The following is an 18,182-nucleotide window of genomic DNA, read 5'->3' on the forward strand; positions in this document are numbered from 1 at the left end:
AATTGAATTAGCGGCTGTATTAAAAAGCTTAAACCAACTCGATTGGTTGGACTTTTACTGAGTTATCTTCTTCTTCCTGTTCGACTGCAGGTTCTTTAAACTCAGGTTTATCAAGGGCAATATCACCGCCGTCAATCACTTCACCTGTTTGCAGGTTTTTAAAATCAAACAACTCACCATCTGCTAAATGCGAAGGTACGACGTTTTGCATCGCAGTGAAGATACTCTCAATACGACCTGGGTTTGATTTATTCCACTCATGTAACATGGCTTTAACGTGTTTGCGCTGAAGATTTTCTTGAGAGCCACACAAGTTACAAGGAATAATCGGGAACGCTTGTGCTGTTGCGTACTGTTCAATATCAGCTTCTTTACAGTAAGCTAGAGGGCGGATCACCATATGCTGGCCGTCATCACTCATGAGCTTAGCTGGCATGCCTTTTAACTTACCGCCGTAGAACATGTTTAAAAACATGGTTTCGATCATGTCATCGCGGTGATGACCAAGAGCAATTTTAGTCGCGCCCATTTCTTTTGCTGTACGGTACAAAATACCGCGGCGAAGACGTGAGCACAGTGAGCAAGTTGTTTTACCCTCAGGGATCTTATCTTTTACTATGCTATAAGTGTCTTCTTCAACGATCTTATATTCAATGCCTAGACCATCTAAATATTCAGGCAAAATATGCTCTGGGAAGCCCGGCTGCTTTTGATCAAGGTTGATTGCAAACACGTCAAATTTAATAGGGGCAACGCGTTGAAGGTGCTGAAGCACATCTAACAGGGTGTAGCTATCTTTACCGCCAGAAAGGCAAACCATGACACGATCGCCTTCTTCGATCATGTTGAAATCACCAATAGCTTGACCAGCTAATCGACGCAGACGCTTTTGAAGTTTATTCAGGTTATAAGCGGTTTTGGCTTCTTTTGAGTGAGACACTCGGCCCCCTATTTAAATGACGGAAAAATAAGGGCGCATTATACCCAAACCACCTTAAATTGCACGTCTAAGGTGGTTTGGCACAGTATAATTAATCTTCTAATGGGCTTTTATATCCATCAGGTTTGAGGGCTAAAACATCGCAATCTAAGCTATCGATAACGTGCTCTGCTGTATTCCCGACTAATGCTGCACTTAGGCCAGTTCTGCCAACAGTACCAATCACAACTAGTTCTGATTTAAACTCTTTCGCGACATATGGAATTACATCTTCAGGCAAACCTTCTTTGATAACGCATTGACCGCGTTCTAAAGAAAACTTTTCAGCCAAAACATAAGTTTCATCTTCATGATGTTTTTTTACAGCCTCATTATATTGAGATGGATTAAATTCGGGGATCTCAATAGCAATATTCACAGGTGTAGCAGGGTAAGTATTAACAATACTGAGCTTCGCATCAGCAATATTACAAATGAACTTAGCATCACTAATAATTCGATCGTTAAGCGCTTGATGCTGTTCATTATCAGAAGCTGCATTCACGGCAGCAAGCACATGTCCTTGCTCTGGCCAAGCATGATCTTTAACGAGCAGCACAGGAGTTGGGCATTTACGAATAAGATGCCAGTCTGTGGGCGTAAAAATAACAGATTTCAAGGTGTCATGCTGGTGGGTACTTTTTACGACTAAGTCGAAATCACTGTTAATAACAGTTTTTATAATGGCCTCGAAAGGACGGTTATGCCAAACGACTTTTTTGCTTATCTCTATATCTAAAAATGAAGCCGTTAACTCATCTAGCCATGCTTCTCTGTCTTTAACTACAGCGTCTCGCATAGCATCACGCTCTTCTTTAGATAGCATAGTAGTCATTTCATAGGAAAAGTCGTAAATGGAGAGGAAAGCGGTGATCTTGGCGCCAGTTTTTTTTGCTAAACTGACCGCGCGTTGCAAACTATGTTGTTGTTCTTTGGTTGGGTCTACAACTGCTAATATGTGTTTAATTTGGTCCATGGAGTTCACCTTTCTTGGCTAAATTGTACACTTTTAGTGTAACGCATCTAGCCAAAGGTGAAAGTATAAAGGCTTTAAAAGTTGTACTAGATCAACAACTAATTGCAGCCGTTTTAGCCAAACCTGATATGTCTAAAATGGTAATAAATTTACCTTCAACTTTAATAATTTCAGCTTTTTGGAAACGACTTAAAAGGCGGCTTATGGTTTCAACCGTTAGGCCTAAGTAATTACCAATTTCACCGCGTGTCATGGTGAATCGAAATTCTTTTCGAGAAAAGCCACGCTCGCCAAAACGATTAGATAAATTATAAATGAAAGTTGCCAAGCGCTCTTCAGCCGTTTTTTTGTTTAACAGTAATAGCATTTCTTGATCGTAATTGATCTCATTACTCATCAGACGCATGATTTGTTGACGAAGTTTGGGTAATTTGCCAGCTAACTCATCTAGCGTATCAAATGGTATTTCACAGACCATTGATGTCTCAAGTGCTTGCGCAAAGCTTTGATGCTGCATCTTGTTAATGGCGTCGAATCCAACTAGATCACCTGCTAAATGGAATCCTGTGATTTGTTCATCACCTTGCTCAGAAAGTGTGTAGGATTTAAACGAACCAGATCTTACAGCGAAGATAGAGTTTAGCGCATTACCCGATTCGAAGAGAAAGTCACCTTTGTGAAGCGGCTTTTTACGCTCAATGATTTCATCTAGTTTGTCCATTTCACTACCATTCAGAGAGAATGGTAAGCATAACTGACTGATACTGCAGTTATTACAACTGATAGTACAGTTACCTTTAGAACGGTTTTGATTGCTTAAATCCATAATAAATCCATTAAAATTAGACGCATGACATAGATTAATGTACTAATTTATCAGTTGCAATGATTAGTAGATAGAATCCATACCATACAAAAATACTGCCTAGCGCTAATCTTACCAGATTGTGATTTAAAAAGCGGCTAAGATGTTGGGCTGATTGCCCAATGGTTAGCATAGCTGGTAAAGTACCCAAGGCGAATGCCATCATAATACTTGCGCCATGTAATGCTGACTTTGCTTGTAAAGTCCAAATTAAAGCTGAATACACCAAGCCACAGGGTAGCCACCCCCATAACATGCCATAACCAAATGCCTTTTTTAAATTATCAACTGGCAAGAAAAACTTATTGAATTTGACGATGTGTTGCCAGAGTAGGGTTTTACCCATGCTTTCGACAAATTTGAGTGTGTTAGCTAGGCGCATAACGTAAAGCGCAAGTAAGATCATAAATATCCCACTAAAAATTTTAACGCCTAGGGCGAAGTGGGTATTTTGCTTGGCAAAACTCGCGCCTAGGGTTGCGACCAGCATGCCGGCAATACAGTAACTTGCTAGACGACCAAAATTATAAGCAAGACTGACTTTGATAGCCGATAGGTTTCTACTTGCAAGCTGCAGACTAGAAGCTACACCACCACACATGACAATGCAGTGGCCGCTTCCAACTAGACCCATAATAAATGCACTGAATAAACTAATCTCGTTCATTACTACTTTTAGTATGCTTGTCTTTGTCGTCTTCGAATAAAATACTGTGGCCTTGCTTATTAAGATCTGAAAACTGTTCGCTTCTCACAGCCCAGAAGAAAATGCCAATTGCGATGATCACAAACAGAATCGCAATTGGGATTAAGATATATATGATACTCATAGTTTTAATAACCTTAGAGAGTTACAGATCACTACAATCGAACTTGTTGTCATGCCTATTACAGCAATCCAAGGTGGAATTAATCCAAATGCAGCAAGCGGTAAGATTGAACCGTTATAACACAGTGAAATAGCGAGGTTTTGCTTAACTATACGACGAGTGGTAATTGCGACTTCTCTCAATGTGTTTATTGAGTTTAAATCACTTTTCAGTAACACGACATCAGCGGTATTTTTTGATATGTCAGCGCCTGTTTCCATAGCAACTGATAAATGCGCACTATTAAACACCGGACTGTCATTAACTCCATCGCCGATCATGGCCACTACTTCATTGTTTTTTGACCAAGACTCAACGGCTTTTTGTTTCTCTTCTGGTGAGCAGTTTGATTGAAAACTATCTAAATTAAGTTGTTTTGATAAGGTCTCACCAGCGTTCGAGCTATCGCCTGTTAACATATGACAAGTTAAACCAGAGCCTTTTAGGTGCTCGATAACACTTGAAGCATTACTTCTGACTTTATCAGTGAGATAAAAATCAGCAATTGGTTGTTGATTGATAAATAAGGTAGCCTGAGCTTGGCTGTCTCTTACTCCAAACCAACCAGTTTTGCCGAGTGAAAGTTCGTCTGTACCAAGTTTAGCACTGATCCCTATACCAGGATGAACAGTCACGTCGTTAAGCTCGTGATATTCAGAAGCATGTTCTAAAAAGGCAGCGGCAATAGGGTGCTCAGAATATTTTTCTAAGCTAGCACTTAGGGCGAGAACTTTTTCTTCTGTGAATTCAGATGAAAACAGTGCTGTTTTTGCGATTGAAAACTTACCTTCGGTCAAAGTGCCTGTTTTATCGAATGCGACACGAGTTAATTTTGTCAGCGTTTCGAGCACATGGGCTTCTTTGATTAATATGCCTTTTTTGGTCAACGTGGCAACAGCACAAGTTAATGCGGTAGGAATAGCCAAACTGAGTGCGCAAGGACAAGTGGCAACAAGCACGGCGATTGTCACCCAAAAAGCTTGTTCAGGATCAATCTGATACCAGCCAATCGCGGTCATTGAAGCAAATACGAGTAAACACGCAACAAACCATTGGGCTACTTTGTCTGTTACTTCAACCAACTTTGGTCTTTTGCTTAATGCATTATGCTGCAGGCGAATGATTTGGTTCAGCAGCGTATTTTGGCCAATTTTATTGATTTCGATTGTCATTAGACCATCGTGGTTGACTGTACCCGCAAATACTTGGTTGTTTACTTGTTTTTTAACAGGTAGATGCTCACCGGTCATCATAGACTCATCAACTGTACTGCTGCCATCGATGACAATACCATCTGCAGCAATGGTCTCACCGGCCTTAATGAGTACTCTGTCATTTAATTTTAGATTACGAGCAGCGACAACGTCTTCAGTGCCATCGTCCAACAGTTTTCTGGCTGTTAAAGGTAATAGTTTTTGCAGGTTTGCAGTGAATTCAGAAGCTTTAAGTCTGGCTCTAAACTCAAGGTATTTGCCCAGTAAGAGCAAAAAGGTAAACATACAAATAGATTCGAAGTAAACTTCACCCACTTCCATGACAGTTGCGTAAGCACTGGCACCATAAGCACCAAATATTGCCAGTGAGACAGGCAGATCCATGTTTAACTGTTTAGCTTTTAGGCCATTGACTGCATTGGTTAAGAAGGGGAGAGCTGAGTAGAGGATCACAGGGGTAGCCAGAACAAGACTGATCCACCTGAAATATTGTTCGAAGTCTTCTTCCATGCCTGAAAACATGCCAAAGTACATCGCAAAAGCGAACATCATGACCTGCATTGTCATAAGGCCTGCAACACCTAGCCTTCTAATGTACGCTTTTGCAGTGGCTTGTTTTTGCGCTGCTTCATCATCAGCTTGGAAAGGGTAAGCTTTATAGCCTATTTCCATTAATGATTTGATGATTTCACTGAGCAATATTTTGTCTTTATTCCATAAAATCATTGCTCGGTAAGTCGATGTATTCACGTCAACACGAGCAACGCCAGGCAGCGCTAAAAGTTGTTTTTCTATTAGCCATGCACACGCTGCGCAACTGATCCCTTCAACACTTAATAGCACCTCAGATAAGTCACCTTGATGTGTGACAAAATCATCTTGAATTTCTTGATTATCATAGCTTTTTATAAAGTTGAGCTGTTCAGGAACTAAGGTTTCAACCTTGCCAGCACTATCGGTTCTGAACTTATAATAGTCGGTCATACCTTGGTTAATAATGGTCTCGGCGACCGCCTTACAGCCTATACAGCATACTGCTTCATTATTGCCTTCAAACTCAATATGGTCATCAAAACCAGCAGGAATTGGTTCTAAGCAATGAAAACAAGAATTAGACATAGAAATTACTTCAGTGATTTATTGTATTCAGGTGATACTTCAATGGTTTCTGTCGTTGGAATAAGTAGATCTTCTTTCATTTTCCAACTGCCGTCCATAGGCTCAATAAATATGGTGTAAGCGCCTAATTGGATATCTTCAAGAATAGCGGTGAAACTACCGTTTGCATTGGCAAGGAGGTTAACTTCGAAATCATGTTTTTTAATTGTACGGTGATAAAAAGATGCTTTGAGAGCAGTAACTTTACTAAAATCACCTTTGGTAAATTTAAATTCGACGAAATCACGTTCGACGTTTAAATCACCATGAAGATATAAGGCTTTTGCTTTGTTGAATTTACTTAATTCAAGGTCAATTGCTTTACCTTTTTTATAATAATCATCTACCACCATATCTGGGCCATTACCAACCGCAAATACAACTAGACCAATACATGCAACGATGGTTGCAACAGGGAAGAACATTAAGAACCAAGGCCAAAAATGCTTATACCAAGGGGTAGGTTTCATAGTGTACTCATAGCTAAAAAACAGTGCTGATATAGTATCTTATTTGCCTATAAAAACCTAAAAAAAAGCCTCCAAATGGAGGCTTTTTTGATCTCAAATAATCTTAGCGATTCGCTTATTTATTCTGAGATAAGCTATATACATATGCTGTAAGTAAGTGAACTTTGTCTTCACCAAGAATATCTTTCCAAGCAGGCATTACACCAGCACGGCCATTGATTAATGTTTCTTCAACTGCACGTTGAGAACCACCATATAGCCAGATATTGTCAGTTAGGTTAGGCGCACCGAAAGGATTGTTGTTAGCAACAGAACCTTTACCGTCCATACCGTGACACGCTGCACACATTGCAAACTTAGCTTGACCTGCTTGAGCGTCTTTTGCATTTACTTTACGACCCGAAAGGCTTAATACGTAAGCTGTCATTTCTTTAATGCCTTGCTCACCAAGTGCACCTTCCCAACCAGGCATCGCAGCTACACGACCGTGAAGAAGTGTTGCTTTGATTTGATCAGGGTTGCCGCCGTATAGCCAATCGTTGTCAGTTAGGTTAGGGAAGCCCATACCACCACGTGCATCAGAGCCGTGACACTGAGAACAGTTTTGCGCATATAAACGTTGACCAATCTCAAGTGCTTCTTCGTTCGTTGCAAGTGTTTCAATGTCTTGCTTTGCAAACGCTTGGAAAATAGGACCAAAACGCTCATCAGCTGCAACATACTCTTGGTCTAACTGAACCCATTCACCATTGGCTTTAGCTTCTTCAATCGCCTTTTTAGACTCTTCCATTGAAGTTACGCCTTGGTTAGAACTTGTCCATTTTAGGAAACCTTGAAAGTTACCTAGACCAGGATACATAGCTAAGTAGTAAACTGACCAAACAAAAGTTGCGAAGAATAGGTAAGTCCACCACTTAGGTAGTGGGTTATTTAATTCTTCAATACCGTCGAACTCATGGCCACAGCTTTCGCCTTCTTTAACACCTGTATAGTTTTTCAGGTTCCATAGAAGTAAGCCGAAGATTAGAGCTAGACACGCTACGGTCAATACGATGACCCAAATACTCCAAAAGCTAGTCATTTTTCAGACTCCTTTTCCTCATTAGAGATTGTGTTGTTGTGCTTCTTTTCATCTTCAAAGATGGCATTAGCTGCATCGTCGAAACGATTCTTTGTACGCTTGCTATACGCCCACACAACAATCACAACAAATAGTACCAAAATTACCAGAGTCAAAATGCCTCTGTATGTGCCGTAATCCATAATAAATTACTTCAAGTGAGTGCCAAGTTGCTGCAAGTAAGCAATAAGGGCTTGCATTTCTGTTTTGCCTTTAACCGCTTCTGCCGCGCCTGCAATGTCTTCATCGGTGTATGGCACGCCAAACCCTTTGAACACTTCAAGCTTCTTAGCTGTGTCTTTACCATCTAGTACATTTTCATCTAACCAAGGATAAGCTGGCATGTTTGACTCAGGAACCACTGAACGCGGGTCCATTAAGTGTGCATAGTGCCAGTCATCAGAGTAACGCTCACCAACGCGAGCAAGGTCAGGACCAGTACGCTTAGAACCCCACTGGAACGGGTGATCCCAAACAGATTCACCAGCTACAGAGTAGTGACCATAACGCTCAACTTCGTCACGGAATGGACGGATCATTTGTGAGTGACAGTTGTAACAACCTTCACGCACATAAATATCACGACCTTCCATTTCTAAAGCTGTAAGAGGGCGGAGGCCATCAACAGGTTTAGTCGTATCGTCTTGGAACATCAGTGGTGTAATTTCTACAAGTGCACCAAAGCTGATTGCGAAAACAGTTAGGATAGCCATAAGGCCAACGTTCTTTTCGACAATCTCATGTTTGTTGGTAGAGTTATTATTGCTCATACATTACACCCCACTTAAGCCATTTGAGTATTAGCGTCAGCAGTTAAAGAACCGCTCTTCGCTGCAACTGTACGGTAAACGTTATATGCCATAACTAACATACCCGCTACGATGAATACACCACCAATAAATCGCATGATGTAGAAAGGCTTAGATGCTTCTAGAGATTGCACGAAGCTATACATTAACGTACCGTCAGAGTTAACCGCACGCCACATTAGGCCTTGCATTACACCTGAGATCCACATTGCTACGATGTAAAGAACTACACCCACAGTGTGTAACCAGAAATGCGTGTTAACTAGCTTAACGCTGTACATGTTACCGTGACCAAATAGTGCAGGGATTAGGTGATAAATTGCACCGATAGAAATCATAGCAACCCAACCAAGCGCACCTGAGTGTACGTGACCAACTGTCCAGTCTGTGTAGTGTGATAATGCATTAACAGACTTGATAGCCATCATTGGGCCTTCGAACGTTGACATACCGTAGAAAGACAGTGAAACAACTAAGAAACGAAGAACAGGATCAGTACGTAGTTTGTGCCATGCGCCAGATAGCGTCATGATACCGTTGATCATACCACCCCAAGATGGAACGAATAGGATTACAGACATAACCATACCTAAAGACTGAGTCCAGTCAGGTAATGCTGTGTAATGTAGGTGGTGAGGACCCGCCCAAATATAAAGAGAAACAAGCGCCCAGAAGTGAACTACTGATAAACGGTAAGAGTAAACAGGACGACCTGCTTGTTTTGGTACGAAGTAGTACATCATACCTAAGAAACCAGCTGTAAGTAGGAAACCTACTGCGTTGTGACCGTACCACCACTGAACCATTGCATCTACTGCACCTGCGTAAATTGAATAAGATTTACCTAGAGATACAGGAACTGCCATGCTGTTAACGATGTGAAGAACAGCAACAGTAATGATGAAACCAGCGTAGAACCAGTTAGCTACGTAGATGTGAGATACTTTACGCTTAATAAGAGTACCGAAGAATACGACTGCATAGCTTACCCAAACTACCGCGATAGCGATATCGATTGGCCACTCAAGCTCAGCATATTCTTTACCACTTGTATAACCAAGAGGAAGAGTGATAGCTGCAGCTAAGATGATAGCTTGCCAACCCCAGAAGGTGAAAGCGGCTAGTTTGTCAGAGAAAAGACGCGTTTGACAGGTACGTTGTACAACATAATAAGATGTTGCAAATAGCGCACTAGTACCAAATGCGAAGATAACAGCGTTCGTATGTAACGGACGAAGTCGAGAGTACGTTAACCATGGAGTGTCAAAGTTCAAAGCTGGCCAAGCAAGCTGTGCTGCAATAAGCACACCTACACCCATACCAACAATGCCCCAAATCACTGTCATGATAGCGAATTGGCGTACAACCGTGTAGTTGTACTCAGATTGTGATGCTACTGATTGGCTCATTTTCTGGATTCCGCTGCAATTGTTGCGATTAGAAATGAATTACCTGCAAGCAGGCCCTATTATTTATTTCACAAACTCGTCATAAAAACGTTTGAAATTTGATAAAAACGCTTAAAAAACAAGCTTGAGAAACCCTTTTTTTTGCATGGTAATAGTAATTTTTTTGCAAAAAAAAAGATACCTAAAAGAAGTGAAATCATGACATCAATCAATTTTTTGCAGTTATCGCAAATAATGACGGCTTCTAGTAGCGTTCAATTTTAGAAAAGCTTAGACTTGCCTTTTAAAATCCAACCTAAAACTAGTATGACAAAGACTTTTCATCACTTCTTTATATTGGTTTCGAGCCTGTTAGCAATCGCTTGTTCAGACTCAGATACAATTATACATGAAAGTTCAGAAAAAAGTGAAAGTTATCTTCCTCCTGAAAACTGCGTCGACGTTTCAACCTGTCATTTAGCGGATGGGGTCATGCTTTGGGTCGATGATAATTTAAAGTTACAAGCAGAATCTGAGTTTTTAATTCGTCTTCAAGTAGAACAGGATGGGCCCTTTGAGATTAAAAGTGCCAAAATTGACGGTAAGTCAATGAATATGGGCTATATCCCACTATTCTTTTCACAATTAAATGAAGATACATACATAGCACAAGGTATTGTTGGCGCATGTGACACTGACGATATGCTCTGGCAAATCGTTATTGATTATTCGATTGATGACGTTGTAAAGCAAATTAGCCTAACATTACCAATGATTTGAGCATTTAAGCAGTATAATAATATGAACAAACAGCATTTCATCGAACACTTAAAGTTTGCACTTGAAGCAAAACTTCAAGAGGCAGTACAAGCGGCAAATTCTGCGAGAGAAGATGCGACGCACGAACAAAGTGCAGCAGAAACGCAATATGATTCTCTGAGTATTGAATCAGCCTATCTAGCACAGGGCCAAAGTGAGCGTGTAGACGACGCGCACAAAGCAATTAAAGCTTTTAATGAGATTTATGAGTTGTTTCCTTCGGAATCAATTGTCATTGGTAGCTTAGTAAGTTGTGAGAATGAAGCGGGTGACTTGTATTGGTACTTTATTGGGCCAACAGAAGGTGGTTTGAAACTAGATATTAAAGGCACGGTCGTTTGGACAATCACACCGGTATCGCCACTTGGTAAGGTGCTCATGAATAAAAAAGTGCATGATGAATTTGACTGGACTATGCATGGAATAACACAGGAATTCGAAATTACCAGAATTCTTTAATTAATATCAAAACACTTATTTAAATCTGTGGTTTAATATTAACCAATGTAATCTTAAGCTTATTAACTATGTCATCGGAAATAACCCCAAAAGCAAACGAGCAATTAGACTTTTTATGCGAATTACTAAACTCTCATGGTTTGGTGCCAATTTGCTCTAAGTTAAATGACTTACAGCGAGATACGTATATAGAGGTCATGGGAGAGAGCCCGCTTAAGATACACTGCCATGTTTATGCTCAAAACGAAGTTAGGTTTAGCTATATGAAGTCGAAGAGTCGGGTTCAGATGCGCTTAGTGTTAAGTGAAACAGGGTTTAAAATCTTTGGAAAAGAAGAGTTTTTTAAGCACTTACTTACATTAATTGAGGGAAATGCGAGTTAGGTTTATAACTCGCAAACATTACTCACGAAACGCTCATATAGACTGGGCATATTTTCAATAAGTATATTGTGGCCAAGTACATTTGATGCTTTTAGCGCTTGCTTTATATTCTCAATATTCTGATATTCAAACAAACCTTTACTACATGCTATGTGGCTTATATGCCAAGGTTCTTCAGCTACCCCACCTCTAAACTCTTCATAGGGACGATAAAAGCCAAACTTAGAAAGGTTCTCGTCTAACCAGGTATTAAGTGTATAAAATGGCCCGTCAAATTGATACTCCCACGGTTCAAGCTGCAATGTTTGACCAAGCTTTAATAGGTTAGGTGCGAACACATCTAGGTCAGTACCGAAGTGATGCCTGCTTGCTCCAGGCATTGCCGAGTAAAGCATAATAGCTTGTATAATCTCGATTTCTGAGAGGTTAGCAATGTCAACAGGTTCGTTATTCGCATTTAAAATAGGGCGCTTACCTGAAAACTTGTTATTCCAGATAAGAGATTGGCGTTCAAAACTTCGATAGGCAGATGCAATTTCTAAATCAAATCCTGCATTCTTAGCGGCTAATTCTAAAGCTCGAAAATCATCGACGATCTCTTGATGAAGTTGTTTGCCTTTGTATTCGGTCAAATGCGCTTCAGAAAGGCCGCAAGCGCAAGCGGCCATATCAGGTAAAGTCATTAGCTAAGTAACTTCTCGAGTATCTTCTCGTAAATTAAAGCCAGCTTGTCTAAATCATCACAGCTAACTTGTTCATCAACTTGATGTATGGTCGCATTAATTGGACCGAGCTCTATAACTTTACAGCCCGTTTGCGCAATAAACCGACCATCGGATGTGCCGCCAGTTGTTTCTGGTGTACTCGGCAAACCGGTTACTTCTTCGATGGCAGCCAAAGTCACATCAAGCAATTCACCAGGCTCAGTTAAAAATGGTAGGCCATTTACAATCCAGTTTAAGTCATACTCTAAGCCGAATTTATCTAGAATTGCGATTGCGCGTTGTTGAAGCTGTTCAACCGTTGATTCTGTTGAAAAACGAAAATTGAACTGCACATACACACTGCCAGGGATAACGTTTGATGCGCCAGTGCCGCCTTGAATGTTTGATATTTGAAAACTGGTTGCCGGGAAAAACGCATTGCCCTTATCCCATTCAGTTTGACTCAGCTCTGCCAAAGCAGGAGACACCGCATGAATGGGGTTATGCGCTAAGTGAGGATATGCAACGTGGCCTTGTTTGCCTTTTACAGTTAAATGTCCTGTTAAAGAACCTCGACGGCCATTTTTGACTACATCACCGAGTCGGTCACGAGAAGACGGCTCACCGACCAAACACATGTCGATTTTTTCATTTCTGGCTTCAAGTAGATCGACTACCTTTGTAGTGCCATTAATGAATGGGCCTTCTTCATCCGATGTAATTAGAAACGAAATAGACCCTTTATGCTCAGGGTGCTTTTCTACAAACCGCTCAGTTGCAACCACCATGGCCGCCAGTGCCCCTTTCATGTCAGCGGCACCACGGCCATGTAATATGCCATTTTCAATGACACCGTCAAAAGGAGGATGTTGCCATTCATTCTCATCGCCTGTAGGCACAACATCAGTATGACCTGCAAAGCAAAAATGTGGGCTATCTGTACCTTTCCTTGCCCAAGTATTTAATGTATCGACAAAAAAATGCTCTTCAATGTTAAACCCAAGTTTAGCTAAGCGCTCGTTCATTAATGCTTGACAGTTAGCATCTTCAGGGGTCACTGATTTTTTTTGGATCAATGCTTGGGCTAGTGAGACAACCTCAGAATGTTGAGGTGTGTTATTGTGACTACCCATTAAGCGAAAATCTCATCATACTGGGCTGCTTTAAAACCAAGGTGTAGTTTACCATTCACCTCAAGAATAGGGCGTTTGATCATCGCTGGAGCCGTAACTAAATGAATAATTGCAGATGCCTCAGATAGGTTGCTCTTTTCATCATCTGATAAAGCACGGTAGGTTGTTCCGCGTTTGTTTAATACTTGCTCCCAACCTAAGTTTTTGCAAAATTCAGTAATTAACTCTTCTGAAACGCCGTCTTTGCGGTAGTCATGAAAAGTAAATTCAATATTGTTGTCACTAAGGTATTTTTTTGCTTTTTTAATGGTGTCACAGTTCGGAATACCATACATAGTGATCATAAGAGCCTCTTAAATATTCTGGTTTTGAGTAATTGTAATGAGTGGGTCTAGCCCAGCACGCACTTGCTTCAACGGGTAAAAGCAAGGACCTAATTTATCTGCGTTAACAATAAGCAAACTGCCGAGCAGTGGTTTTTCTAGGTGCGTGGTTTCGAAGTAAGTAAGTAATTCACCTTGCTTGACTTCTTTTTTGCCAAAGGCACTGGTTATTTGCAAACTTGTATTGGCTTGTTCTGAAGGTGGCTGAATATGAATAAGTAACTTCAAGCCATTTTTTGCAACCAATATAATCTCATAGCCATGGCGTTTAACTTGTTCAATTTTACCGTCAAATGGCGCGGTAACTTTTCCTTGGGTCAACTCTACAGTCACGCCTCTTCCAATCATGCCAGAAGAAAATAGGGCAAGCGGGTGCTGTTTCAAAGACTGTACTTTGCCGCTAAACGGACTGGCGAGATGTAAAACTGGGTCAACAATTTCATTGATAGGCGCAAAAGGAATTGATTGAGAAAACTGCATTAAAGAACCGTGTATCCGTCTTTTTTCAGCGCATTAATTGCGTCTTGAATTTGTTGCTCTTTGACTAAAACATAGTCTGTGTCATAAGTGGAAATGGCAAAAATGGAGATTTTAGCATTCGCTAATACACCAGATATATTGGCCATGATCCCTGTTAAAGAAAAACCAAGTGGACCTATCACTTCTAATGCTCGCCAATGTGCTTCAGTTGCAAAACTATCAACTTCAATATCTGAAGGGCAAACAATAGAGAGTTCTTCAAGTGTTTTAGAAATAAAGAAAATATCACACGCTAACACTTGGTTAGGAATTGTTTGGTCAACGTCAAGGCTATGTATTGAAAAGTCCTGTTTTAACAATTGTAATGTTTGCTTTGACATAGTCGCTTATGTTTATTGGGCTATATGTCTATAGTATAGCTAAGTGTTAAAAAGTTAAACCCTCAACACTTAGCTAAGTTTTACAATTGTACAAACAGAGTTAGTTTGTTTGATCTGCTAATTGCTTAGACTGAATAGCCGTAAGCGCAATCGTATAAACGATGTCTTCTACCAGTGCACCGCGGCTTAAGTCGTTCACAGGTTTGCGCATACCTTGAAGCATAGGACCAATACTTACCAGTTCAGCACTTCTTTGTACTGCCTTATAAGTCGTATTACCAGTATTTAAGTCTGGGAATACAAACACCGTTGCTTTACCTGCAACTTTACTGTTTGGAGCCTTTTTACGTGCTACGTTTTCCATAATCGCTGCGTCGTACTGTAGTGGGCCATCAATTTCAAGATCTGGACGTTTTTCCTGAGCAATTTTAGTGGCTTCACGCACTTTATCTACATCAGCACCATGGCCAGACTCACCTGTAGAGTAGCTGATCATGGCCACTCGTGGCTCAATACCAAATGCCGCAGCAGAGTCAGCTGACTGAATGGCGATATCGGCAAGTTGCTCAGCAGTAGGGTCTGGGTTAATAGCGCAGTCACCATAAACTAATACTTGATCAGGTAGTAACATAAAGAACACAGAACTCACTAAAGATGAACCCGGCGCAGTTTTAATGAGCTGAAGAGGAGGGCGAATAGTATTCGCTGTGGTATTCACCGCACCAGATACAAGGCCATCGACTTCGTCTTCAGCGAGCATCATAGTGCCTAAAACAACGTTGTCTTGCAGTTGCTCTTTAGCAACCACAGGGGTAAGGCCCTTGTTCTTACGCAACTCAACCATAGGTGCAACATAATTATCTTGGATCTCATTCGGATCTTTAATAATAACGTTTTCGTTGAGCTCTACACCTTGTTGAAGCGCAATACGTTCGATTTCTTCTCTTTCACCCAATAGTACAGTTTTCGCAATGCCACGTTCACCACAAATTGCAGCAGCTTTGATAGTGCGAGGTTCATTGCCCTCAGGAAGCACGATGGTTTTCTTTGCTTGACGCGCTAAATCGGTCAACAAGAATCTAAATGCAGGAGGAGAAAGCTTACGTGTTTTCGCAACGTCTTTGGCTAAAGTATCTAACCAATCTGAGTCGATGTTCGCAGCATTATGCTCTTTTACTTTTTCAATACGCTGTTCGTCATCACTTGGTACTTCCATATTAAAGTTGTGAAGTAACAAAGATGTACGCCAAGTATCAGCTTCAGTGGCTAGAATCGGCAGACCCGTTTCCATTGCCTGTTCACATAAAGTCATGATGCGTGGTTCAGGTTTAAAACCACCCGTCAATAAAATCGCACCTAATTTGGTACCATTCATAGCTGACAAACACGCTGCCACTAACACATCTGAGCGGTCGCCAGGTGTAACAAGTAGCGCACCCGGGGTAAAGTGATTCAAGATATTTGATACCGTTCGGGCACAAAAGGTGACACGGCGTAAACGTCTATGAGCCATGTCACCGGCATTGATCACTTCGGCTTTTAGGTAATCACTTAAGTCTGCTACACGTGGCGCGACTAGATCGAAGTCCCAAGGAATTGCGCCAAGCAACATAAACGGGTGTTTCCTGAAAATAGGCAATGACGCCAAACGGTTCATTTCATTTTCGAGTTCTTCAGGTTCATGCTGGTCAACTAAATCAGCACGTGCGCGGCCTTCTTCATCAAGCGGAGCATTTACTTTGTTGAAAATACATCCCAGTACACGACTGTGATCTATGCCGCCGTAGTTACCAGATGCTATTTCTAATCTATCTTCTAATTGTTCGTTGGTATCATTTCCTGGTGTTAATACAAATACGATGTCTGCACCAAGTGTTTGTGCGATTTCACGGTTAACACGACCAGCATAAGGCTGAAGGCGAGTTGGCACCATACCTTCGATAATCGCAACTTCATCATCACAGATGGCACTTTCGAAGCGCTCAACGATTTCTTCTAGCAGATCATTGCCTTTACCATCACCAATCATTTGTTCAGCATAACTAAGTTCAAACGGCATTGGAGGCTGAATAGTGGAACCTTGTTGCACAATAACCGTCGATTTCTCAGGCCCTATATCGTCTTTACGAGGTTGAGCAATGGGTTTGAAAAAGTTTACTTTTACTGCTTTTTGCTCAAGCGCACGTACAAGACCAACAGAGACAGATGTTAAACCAACCCCAGTAGAGATGGGGATTAACATGATCCTACGGCTCATTATTTTTGCTCCTGTGCAATGTTTGCTGCATCGTTGGCAATCATCCATTCTTCATTGGTAGGCACCACAATGGCACATGGCGCTGTTTGCTTTGTGATCACACCTTCAGAACCAAAGCGTGCCGCAAGGTTCTTATCATTGTCGATTTCTAAACCTAAGAAGGATAAATGTGCAACGACCTTAGCGCGAATTACATCTGAGTTTTCACCAATGCCACCCGTGAAAATAAGTGCGTCTAACCCACCTAATGGCACTACAAACGCTGCAATTTGTTTTGCTAAACGATAGCAGAATATATCTAATGCAAGTGCTGCTTGCTGATGCCCGTCAGCCGCAGATTCTTCAATGGTTCTACAATCATTAGAAAGTTCACTAATGCCTAGTAAGCCACTTTCTTTGTTCAAGAGCGTATCTATTTGCTTTGCGGAGTAATTTAGTTGTTCAGTCAGGTAGTTGAAAATGCCAGGGTCAATATCGCCACTGCGCGTGCCCATCACCAAGCCTTCAAGAGGCGTCATACCCATACTGGTATCTACCGATTTACCACTTTTAATAGCAGTAACAGAGCAACCATTGCCTAAATGCGCACTGATAACCTTGGAGTTTGTTTCGTTAAGGTTTAAGGTCTTGATTGCTTCTGCCGATACAAAAGCATGACTGGTGCCATGGAAACCATATCGTCTGATCCCATGTTGTTTGTAAAGCGTATAAGGCAGCGCATATAAGAAAGCTTCTGGCGACATGCTTTGATGGAATGCGGTATCAAACACAGCAATTTGCGGTAAATGAGAAAACGCAGATTGCGCCGCTTCGATACCAAGCAAGTTAGCTGGGTTATGCAATGGCGCAAGTGAAGAAGTTTTTGTGATTGCTTCTATCACATCAGGTGTGATTAATGCAGATTTTGTGAAGTGCTCGCCACCATGAACAACACGGTGTCCAACAGCAATTAGGCTTGAATCTAGTTGTAATTGCTTTACTAGTTCAACTAACTTTGCAATTGCAGTTTGATGAGCATCGTTTGGTGATAGCGCGATAAGTTGCTTATCACCATTAAACTTGTACTTGATTTGCGGATCTAGCTCGCCTAAACGTTCAGCAAGACCTGAAAGAAGCTCGTCACCCGACACAGTGTCGATGATGGCAAACTTTAAACTAGAGCTTCCGCAATTTAAAACCAGTACATGAGATGAGGGCATATGCATTTCCAATTTTGACAATAACAGTAAATGCGTATTAAGCTTAAAGCGAAGTCGCGGTTTAAGCTACGCAGTAATACAAAGGTATAATAGACAATGATAACTGTTTATTTTACCCCAATTTTGACCGAATAGTT

Annotated in this window: 21 protein-coding genes; 3 read left to right on the plus strand and 18 right to left on the minus strand. The window is 41.2% G+C overall.

Annotation, left to right across the window (positions count from 1 at the left end; translation table 11 throughout):
- Window positions 1-28: 28 nt before the first annotated feature.
- The 11 genes from ttcA to ccoN form a co-directional block, all read right to left on the minus strand.
- Entirely contained in the window at window positions 29-940 is a 912-nt protein-coding gene (gene ttcA, locus ACXAC4_RS06980; protein ID WP_475160156.1) for a tRNA 2-thiocytidine(32) synthetase TtcA, read from the minus strand.
- 91 nt (window positions 941-1,031) lie between these two features.
- Window positions 1,032-1,955: a universal stress protein UspE gene (uspE, locus tag ACXAC4_RS06985; RefSeq protein WP_475160157.1), complete on the minus strand. Its 924-nt coding sequence runs from the start codon at window positions 1,953-1,955 to the stop codon at window positions 1,032-1,034.
- 91 nt (window positions 1,956-2,046) lie between these two features.
- Window positions 2,047-2,781 carry an FNR family transcription factor gene (locus ACXAC4_RS06990; RefSeq protein ID WP_475160158.1) on the minus strand — a complete coding sequence of 245 codons (735 nt, stop codon included), beginning with the start codon at window positions 2,779-2,781 and terminating at the stop codon, window positions 2,047-2,049.
- Between the two features lie 34 nt (window positions 2,782-2,815).
- Window positions 2,816-3,487, minus strand: coding sequence for a sulfite exporter TauE/SafE family protein (locus tag ACXAC4_RS06995; RefSeq protein WP_475160160.1), 672 nt, complete (start codon window positions 3,485-3,487; stop codon window positions 2,816-2,818).
- Window positions 3,474-3,650 carry a cbb3-type cytochrome oxidase assembly protein CcoS gene (ccoS, locus tag ACXAC4_RS07000; RefSeq protein ID WP_130254465.1) on the minus strand — a complete coding sequence of 59 codons (177 nt, stop codon included), beginning with the start codon at window positions 3,648-3,650 and terminating at the stop codon, window positions 3,474-3,476. The genes ACXAC4_RS06995 and ccoS overlap by 14 nt, the downstream gene beginning before the upstream one ends.
- Window positions 3,647-6,022, minus strand: coding sequence for a heavy metal translocating P-type ATPase (locus ACXAC4_RS07005; protein WP_475160161.1), 2,376 nt, complete (start codon window positions 6,020-6,022; stop codon window positions 3,647-3,649). Before ACXAC4_RS07005 ends, ccoS begins: the two co-directional genes overlap by 4 nt.
- Window positions 6,023-6,027: 5 nt before the next feature.
- Window positions 6,028-6,531, minus strand: a complete 504-nt coding sequence (locus tag ACXAC4_RS07010) for a FixH family protein (RefSeq protein ID WP_475160162.1) — start codon at window positions 6,529-6,531, stop codon at window positions 6,028-6,030.
- A gap of 115 nt (window positions 6,532-6,646) precedes the next feature.
- Window positions 6,647-7,612: a cytochrome-c oxidase, cbb3-type subunit III gene (gene ccoP / locus ACXAC4_RS07015; RefSeq protein ID WP_475160164.1), complete on the minus strand. Its 966-nt coding sequence runs from the start codon at window positions 7,610-7,612 to the stop codon at window positions 6,647-6,649.
- The gene (locus tag ACXAC4_RS07020) at window positions 7,609-7,794 is read right to left on the minus strand and encodes a cbb3-type cytochrome oxidase subunit 3 (RefSeq protein WP_058029591.1); all 186 of its coding nucleotides are present in this window, start codon (window positions 7,792-7,794) and stop codon (window positions 7,609-7,611) included. Before ACXAC4_RS07020 ends, ccoP begins: the two co-directional genes overlap by 4 nt.
- Window positions 7,795-7,800: 6 nt before the next feature.
- Window positions 7,801-8,421, minus strand: coding sequence for a cytochrome-c oxidase, cbb3-type subunit II (ccoO, locus tag ACXAC4_RS07025; protein WP_058029592.1), 621 nt, complete (start codon window positions 8,419-8,421; stop codon window positions 7,801-7,803).
- Window positions 8,422-8,435: 14 nt separating this feature from the next.
- Window positions 8,436-9,869 (minus strand): cytochrome-c oxidase, cbb3-type subunit I, encoded by a 1,434-nt coding sequence (gene ccoN, locus ACXAC4_RS07030; protein ID WP_058029593.1) that lies wholly within the window; start codon window positions 9,867-9,869, stop codon window positions 8,436-8,438.
- Window positions 9,870-10,175: 306 nt separating this feature from the next.
- Between ccoN and ACXAC4_RS07035 the strand changes: the two genes are divergently transcribed.
- From ACXAC4_RS07035 to ACXAC4_RS07045, 3 genes are all read left to right on the plus strand, one after another.
- Complete coding sequence (locus ACXAC4_RS07035; RefSeq protein WP_475160168.1) at window positions 10,176-10,628, plus strand: hypothetical protein; 453 nt, start codon at window positions 10,176-10,178, stop codon at window positions 10,626-10,628.
- Between the two features lie 21 nt (window positions 10,629-10,649).
- On the plus strand, window positions 10,650-11,126 hold the full coding sequence (locus tag ACXAC4_RS07040; RefSeq protein ID WP_475160170.1) for a GreA/GreB family elongation factor: 477 nt from the start codon (window positions 10,650-10,652) through the stop codon (window positions 11,124-11,126).
- A 68-nt stretch (window positions 11,127-11,194) separates the two neighbouring features.
- Window positions 11,195-11,509: a hypothetical protein gene (locus ACXAC4_RS07045; RefSeq protein WP_475160173.1), complete on the plus strand. Its 315-nt coding sequence runs from the start codon at window positions 11,195-11,197 to the stop codon at window positions 11,507-11,509.
- Between the two features lie 2 nt (window positions 11,510-11,511).
- On the opposite strand, the gene ACXAC4_RS07050 is transcribed toward ACXAC4_RS07045, so the two are convergent.
- From ACXAC4_RS07050 to ACXAC4_RS07080, 7 genes are all read right to left on the minus strand, one after another.
- Window positions 11,512-12,192, minus strand: coding sequence for a M15 family metallopeptidase (locus ACXAC4_RS07050; protein ID WP_475160174.1), 681 nt, complete (start codon window positions 12,190-12,192; stop codon window positions 11,512-11,514).
- Complete coding sequence (gene dapE / locus ACXAC4_RS07055) at window positions 12,192-13,346, minus strand: succinyl-diaminopimelate desuccinylase (protein ID WP_475160175.1); 1,155 nt, start codon at window positions 13,344-13,346, stop codon at window positions 12,192-12,194. The genes ACXAC4_RS07050 and dapE overlap by 1 nt, the downstream gene beginning before the upstream one ends.
- Window positions 13,346-13,690 carry an ArsC family reductase gene (locus tag ACXAC4_RS07060; protein WP_475160177.1) on the minus strand — a complete coding sequence of 115 codons (345 nt, stop codon included), beginning with the start codon at window positions 13,688-13,690 and terminating at the stop codon, window positions 13,346-13,348. Before ACXAC4_RS07060 ends, dapE begins: the two co-directional genes overlap by 1 nt.
- Before the next feature lie 9 nt (window positions 13,691-13,699).
- Complete coding sequence (locus ACXAC4_RS07065) at window positions 13,700-14,209, minus strand: PTS glucose transporter subunit IIA (protein WP_475160179.1); 510 nt, start codon at window positions 14,207-14,209, stop codon at window positions 13,700-13,702.
- Window positions 14,209-14,589, minus strand: a complete 381-nt coding sequence (locus ACXAC4_RS07070; RefSeq protein WP_058029601.1) for an ACT domain-containing protein — start codon at window positions 14,587-14,589, stop codon at window positions 14,209-14,211. The genes ACXAC4_RS07065 and ACXAC4_RS07070 overlap by 1 nt, the downstream gene beginning before the upstream one ends.
- 100 nt (window positions 14,590-14,689) lie before the next feature.
- Complete coding sequence (pta, locus tag ACXAC4_RS07075) at window positions 14,690-16,846, minus strand: phosphate acetyltransferase (protein WP_475160181.1); 2,157 nt, start codon at window positions 16,844-16,846, stop codon at window positions 14,690-14,692.
- The gene (locus ACXAC4_RS07080) at window positions 16,846-18,045 is read right to left on the minus strand and encodes an acetate kinase (RefSeq protein WP_349286113.1); all 1,200 of its coding nucleotides are present in this window, start codon (window positions 18,043-18,045) and stop codon (window positions 16,846-16,848) included. The genes pta and ACXAC4_RS07080 overlap by 1 nt, the downstream gene beginning before the upstream one ends.
- Window positions 18,046-18,182: the final 137 nt, after the last annotated feature.

This window comes from Pseudoalteromonas sp. AWM4_233, from assembly GCF_056158285.1.

Bases quoted from the DNA above. Each gene is read 5' to 3' on its own strand.
- ACXAC4_RS07070 (WP_058029601.1), bottom strand. From the start codon at position 14,589: ATGTCAAAGCAAACATTACAATTGTTAAAACAGGACTTTTCAATACAT.
- uspE (WP_475160157.1), bottom strand. From the start codon at position 1,955: ATGGACCAAATTAAACACATATTAGCAGTTGTAGACCCAACCAAAGAA.
- ACXAC4_RS07045 (WP_475160173.1), top strand. From the start codon at position 11,195: ATGTCATCGGAAATAACCCCAAAAGCAAACGAGCAATTAGACTTTTTA.
- ACXAC4_RS07010 (WP_475160162.1), bottom strand. From the start codon at position 6,531: ATGAAACCTACCCCTTGGTATAAGCATTTTTGGCCTTGGTTCTTAATG.
- ccoO (WP_058029592.1), bottom strand. From the start codon at position 8,421: ATGAGCAATAATAACTCTACCAACAAACATGAGATTGTCGAAAAGAAC.
- ACXAC4_RS06995 (WP_475160160.1), bottom strand. From the start codon at position 3,487: ATGAACGAGATTAGTTTATTCAGTGCATTTATTATGGGTCTAGTTGGA.
- dapE (WP_475160175.1), bottom strand. From the start codon at position 13,346: ATGGGTAGTCACAATAACACACCTCAACATTCTGAGGTTGTCTCACTA.
- ACXAC4_RS07060 (WP_475160177.1), bottom strand. From the start codon at position 13,690: ATGATCACTATGTATGGTATTCCGAACTGTGACACCATTAAAAAAGCA.
- ccoN (WP_058029593.1), bottom strand. From the start codon at position 9,869: ATGAGCCAATCAGTAGCATCACAATCTGAGTACAACTACACGGTTGTA.
- ACXAC4_RS07050 (WP_475160174.1), bottom strand. From the start codon at position 12,192: ATGACTTTACCTGATATGGCCGCTTGCGCTTGCGGCCTTTCTGAAGCG.
- ACXAC4_RS06990 (WP_475160158.1), bottom strand. From the start codon at position 2,781: ATGGATTTAAGCAATCAAAACCGTTCTAAAGGTAACTGTACTATCAGT.
- ACXAC4_RS07005 (WP_475160161.1), bottom strand. From the start codon at position 6,022: ATGTCTAATTCTTGTTTTCATTGCTTAGAACCAATTCCTGCTGGTTTT.
- ACXAC4_RS07020 (WP_058029591.1), bottom strand. From the start codon at position 7,794: ATGGATTACGGCACATACAGAGGCATTTTGACTCTGGTAATTTTGGTA.
- ccoS (WP_130254465.1), bottom strand. From the start codon at position 3,650: ATGAGTATCATATATATCTTAATCCCAATTGCGATTCTGTTTGTGATC.
- pta (WP_475160181.1), bottom strand. From the start codon at position 16,846: ATGAGCCGTAGGATCATGTTAATCCCCATCTCTACTGGGGTTGGTTTA.
- ACXAC4_RS07040 (WP_475160170.1), top strand. From the start codon at position 10,650: ATGAACAAACAGCATTTCATCGAACACTTAAAGTTTGCACTTGAAGCA.
- ACXAC4_RS07080 (WP_349286113.1), bottom strand. From the start codon at position 18,045: ATGCCCTCATCTCATGTACTGGTTTTAAATTGCGGAAGCTCTAGTTTA.
- ACXAC4_RS07035 (WP_475160168.1), top strand. From the start codon at position 10,176: ATGACAAAGACTTTTCATCACTTCTTTATATTGGTTTCGAGCCTGTTA.
- ACXAC4_RS07065 (WP_475160179.1), bottom strand. From the start codon at position 14,209: ATGCAGTTTTCTCAATCAATTCCTTTTGCGCCTATCAATGAAATTGTT.
- ccoP (WP_475160164.1), bottom strand. From the start codon at position 7,612: ATGACTAGCTTTTGGAGTATTTGGGTCATCGTATTGACCGTAGCGTGT.